The organism is Candidatus Dependentiae bacterium (assembly GCA_018897535.1).
Lineage (GTDB): Bacteria > Babelota > Babeliae > Babelales > UASB340 > UASB340.
This window is the reverse complement of the sequence record JAHIKO010000016.1, coordinates 1-3,976: the sequence shown is the minus strand read 5'-3', so window position 1 is coordinate 3,976 and position 3,976 is coordinate 1. Positions and strand designations below refer to the sequence as shown.

General features: G+C 26.2%; 5 protein-coding genes. 1 reads left to right on the top strand and 4 read right to left on the bottom strand.

The features are described from left to right. Position 1: 1 nt before the first annotated feature. Positions 2–742 carry a tRNA pseudouridine(55) synthase TruB gene (gene truB, locus KKE07_00830; protein ID MBU4269407.1) on the bottom strand — a complete coding sequence of 247 codons (741 nt, stop codon included), beginning with the start codon at positions 740–742 and terminating at the stop codon, positions 2–4. Positions 743–800: 58 nt separating this feature from the next. Here truB and KKE07_00825 point away from each other — a divergent pair, with 58 nt between their 5' ends. Beyond that, a complete protein-coding gene (locus KKE07_00825; GenBank protein MBU4269406.1) occupies positions 801–1,481 on the top strand; it encodes a methyltransferase domain-containing protein in 681 nt (226 codons plus the stop codon). Position 1,482: 1 nt separating this feature from the next. Here the strand turns inward: KKE07_00825 and KKE07_00820 are convergent, their stop codons facing one another. From KKE07_00820 to KKE07_00810, 3 genes are all read right to left on the bottom strand, one after another. After that, entirely contained in the window at positions 1,483–1,803 is a 321-nt protein-coding gene (locus KKE07_00820; GenBank protein ID MBU4269405.1) for a MerR family transcriptional regulator, read from the bottom strand. A 4-nt stretch (positions 1,804–1,807) separates the two neighbouring features. Continuing rightward, a complete protein-coding gene (locus tag KKE07_00815) occupies positions 1,808–2,380 on the bottom strand; it encodes an acetyl-CoA carboxylase biotin carboxyl carrier protein subunit (protein MBU4269404.1) in 573 nt (190 codons plus the stop codon). Continuing rightward, the coding region (locus KKE07_00810; GenBank protein ID MBU4269403.1) for an ATP-grasp domain-containing protein at positions 2,371–3,976 on the bottom strand (1,606 nt) is incomplete at its 5' end. The genes KKE07_00810 and KKE07_00815, both read right to left, overlap by 10 nt.

Below are 3,976 nucleotides of genomic sequence, written 5' to 3'. Positions count from 1 at the left end.
CTTATAAGTGATATTGCAGAAACGTTAGAAACTCATGCAACATGTTATGAACTTCTATAGACTTTAAATTTTCAAGTTTAATAGCTGAATTGATATCAAGATCACCTATTTTAGTTCTTAGAAGTTCATAACATGTTGCATGAGTTTCTAACGTTTCTGCAATATCATTTATAAGTGATCTAATATATGTTCCCTTTGATACATGAACTTTAATTGTAAAATTTGGATGTTTATATTCTAATAATTCTATATTATAAATATTAACAATTCGTTTTTTGTCGTTTGCAAGCTTTTCCAATTCTTGTTCGCTTAACTTCTTTTCTCGTGCCAGTTTATAGAGCGTTTTGCCTTGAAATTTTAAAGCAGAATAAATTGGTGGCGTTTGTGCATATTCGCCTTTAAAATTATTGATTATATCTGTTAATTTTATATCTGGAATTTGATTAAAATTTTCTGATTTTATAATTTTACCGGTGTGATCCAATGTATCTGTAAGTTCACCAAGTTTTCCTGTTGCAATATATTCTTTATCTGCATTTAAGAATAAAGAAATTTTTTTTGTTGATTCCCTTCCTATTGCAATTATTAATAATCCTTGAGCAAAATTATCAAGAGTTCCGGTGTGTCCTATTTTAATTTTTTTATTAATTATTCTTTTTATAATTCTTATGCAATCATAGGAACTATAATTTATTGGTTTGTTTATTAATAAAAAACCGTTTATATTATTTTCGTTTAGCATATATTTTTATACTTTAAATTTTTATACCTAACTTACTTAGTTAAAATAGAGGGTTTTAATGAAAAAGGCCAGGATTTTATGGGTGTTATTTGGAGTTATTGTTGTTTGTATTTTTTGTAATTTAACTTTTTTTAAAGAAACTGCCGTTTTTATAGGTTCTTTTTTTTCAAAACCAAAATCTGTTGGAGCTGTAATTCCAAGTTCCAGTTTTTTAGCTATGGAAATTACAAAATATATAAATAATGATAAGGGTCCAATCAAAATTCTTGAAGTTGGAGCCGGAACGGGAGTTATTACTTCAAAAATTGCAGAAAAACTTGGGCCCAGCGATCAATTTGATGTAGTGGAACTAGACCAAGATTTTTGTAAAATACTTAAAGAAAAATTTAAAAATAATTCTAATATAAATATTAACTGTGAGTCTATATTGGATTGGTCGCCAGATTATGGGTATGATTACATAATTTCTGGATTGCCATTTAATTCATTTTCATCAGATTTTTTGCATAAAATTTTGAACAAATATAGAAGTTTAATATTACCCGGTGGCATAATTTCTTATTTTGAGTATATTGCTTTGGCTAAAGTAAAATTATTTTTTCTATTTGGCCAAGATAAAAATAATTTTGAACAAACGATTACCACAACAACAAATTTTTTGAGTCAATTTGAATTTGAATCAAAAAAGATTTTTGCAAATATTCCACCGGCTTATGTACATCATTTATTGGTAGATTGAATTATAAATTTTGATACAAAATTTCTAGCTGTTTTTTAATCATATTTAATTTTTCAAAAAGTGCTTTTGTCTCTATATTTGAGCTATTTTGTGCTTCCGTTTTTGTAAACTCTTGTTTTATCGCAGGTTTGATTTCTTTTAGGTTATTTAATTGATTTTTAGCACCTGGAATCGTAAATTTTTTTTCATATAAAAGTTCTTTTATATATGTAAAACGATCCAGATCTTCTTGCGTATAAAATCTTTGGCCACCGCCGGATCTGTCAGATTTAAGATCAAATTCCTTTTCCCAAAATCTTATTACAAATTTTTTAACATCCAATTTATCAGCTAGTTCCCCGATTCGGAACTTCCGTTGGTTCATATTTAATTTTTGTTCCACTTTTTATTTCTCCCTTTTTTGAAAAAATCATTAATACTTGATTTGATTTTACCAAATCTGATTCTGAAATTTGAATTTTTTTAATAAAACAGTCGGTATGGGCCTTTAATTCATTCTCCATCTTCATAGATTCTATTGATAATAATGTTTGATTTTTTTTGATAAAATCGTTTTCTTTAAAATTTATTTTAATAACTCGTCCCGAGATTGGTGAGATTAATTTTTCTTGGAAAGAATCTTTTTGAGAATCTAATTTTGCGGGTTCTAATAAAAGGTTATTTTTAGTACTTATGATAAATTTTTTTTTAAAATTATATATGTAAACACTAAATTCGTATTGAGACAATTGCTTTACATATCCATTATATAGTGTGTTGTTTATTTTAATTATAATTTTGTTTTCATGGTCGAAATGTTTGAATATTTCGATTTGCTTTCCATTTATTTCTATAGAATTTTGTTTATTAATTTGTATATTATGTTGTGTTTTATTAATAAATATTTTGCTTATCGCCATTGTTTTACTTTCCAATTATTTATAGCGTGCAAAATTTTATTATTAAGATTTTGTTTTGTTTTTAATTCATAAAATATTGCGGCGATTTCTTCTTCGGTTAAATTCTCGTTAATATTTATATTTATTTTGTTATCAAAATTGGGTTGATTTTCAGTTATAAACTTTTCCACAAATTGTGTATTTATTTCACCTGCCTGAAATTTTTTATTTTCAAGTATATTTATCAAAAAATTTATATTATTTGATATACCATCTATATTAAATTGTTTTAGTACTGTTAATAAGTTTTTAATTGCAATTGTTCTATCTTTTCCCCAACACGTTATCTTAGCGATCATTGGATCAAAAAGTGTTGATATTTCTTGATTGTTTTCTAAATTATGATCGATTCTTGCAAATGGTAAATGTGGCAACATCAAATTTTTTATAATACCTGTGTTTGGTAAAAAATTGTTATTTGGATCTTCTGAGTAAATTCTACACTCTATTGCATGCTTTTCTCTGGAAATATCGTTTTGATTTAAATTTAATTTATTATTTTGGGCTAAGTTTATTTGTAGCGCAACCAAATCAATTCCTGTAGTTTCTTCGGTGATACTGTGTTCTACTTGCAACCTTGTATTAATTTCCAGAAAATAAAATTTTTCATCAGGCGTTACTATAAATTCTACAGTACCTATATTTTTGTAAGAAATAATTTTTGCTGCGTTTATGGCAGCTTCATAAATTTTATTTAATATTTGTTGTGAAACAAATTTGCATGGAGTTTCTTCAATAATTTTTTGATGTCGTCTTTGTATGGAACATTCTCTTTCATAAAAGTGAATAAAATTTTTGCCATCACCTGCAATTTGTACTTCAATGTGACGTCCATTCTCAATATATTTTTCTATAAGAATTTGGTTTGATTTTGTTAATCTTGAACTTTCAGACTTTACAGTATTAATGGCAGGAATTAATTCGTCAAAATTAAACACTTTTTTTATCGCTTTACCGCCACCGCCAAGAGGGTCTTTAAGAATTAGCGGAAAACTTATTAAATTTGCTATTTTTTCTATATCTTTTTGATTTGTTGCGTGTGTTATAAAATAACCGGGTATAACCGGAATATTGGCACTTAACATTAAATTTCTTGCATTAATTTTATCGCCCATAGATTTTATAATTTCAGGATTTGGACCGATCCAGATTAGGCCTGAATCAATTACTTTTTGAGCAAAAGTATAGTTTTCAGATAAAAAACCATATCCGGGATGTATTGCATCAGCGTTTAATTTTTTAGCAATATTTATAATTTCATCTTGTTCAAGATATGCACTTGCTCCGCATTTTGATAATTCATGATTTTCATCTGATTCATAAATGTATTGTAGCTTAATGTCTTCTTTGCTGTAAATAGAAGCTGTTTTTATATTCAACGTTTTGCATGTAAATATTATTCTGCTAGCAATTTCAGATCTATTGGCGATTAATATTTTATTAATTTTTTTCATAATATCTAATTTATAAATTTTATTTGATAATAAAAAGTAATTATAAATTAGATTTTTTATTTTGATAGAGATTAATAATAAATATAAAAGGTGATTAATTTTT

Bases quoted from the DNA above. Each gene is read 5' to 3' on its own strand.
- truB (MBU4269407.1), bottom strand. From the start codon at position 742: ATGCTAAACGAAAATAATATAAACGGTTTTTTATTAATAAACAAACCA.
- KKE07_00825 (MBU4269406.1), top strand. From the start codon at position 801: ATGAAAAAGGCCAGGATTTTATGGGTGTTATTTGGAGTTATTGTTGTT.
- KKE07_00815 (MBU4269404.1), bottom strand. From the start codon at position 2,380: ATGGCGATAAGCAAAATATTTATTAATAAAACACAACATAATATACAA.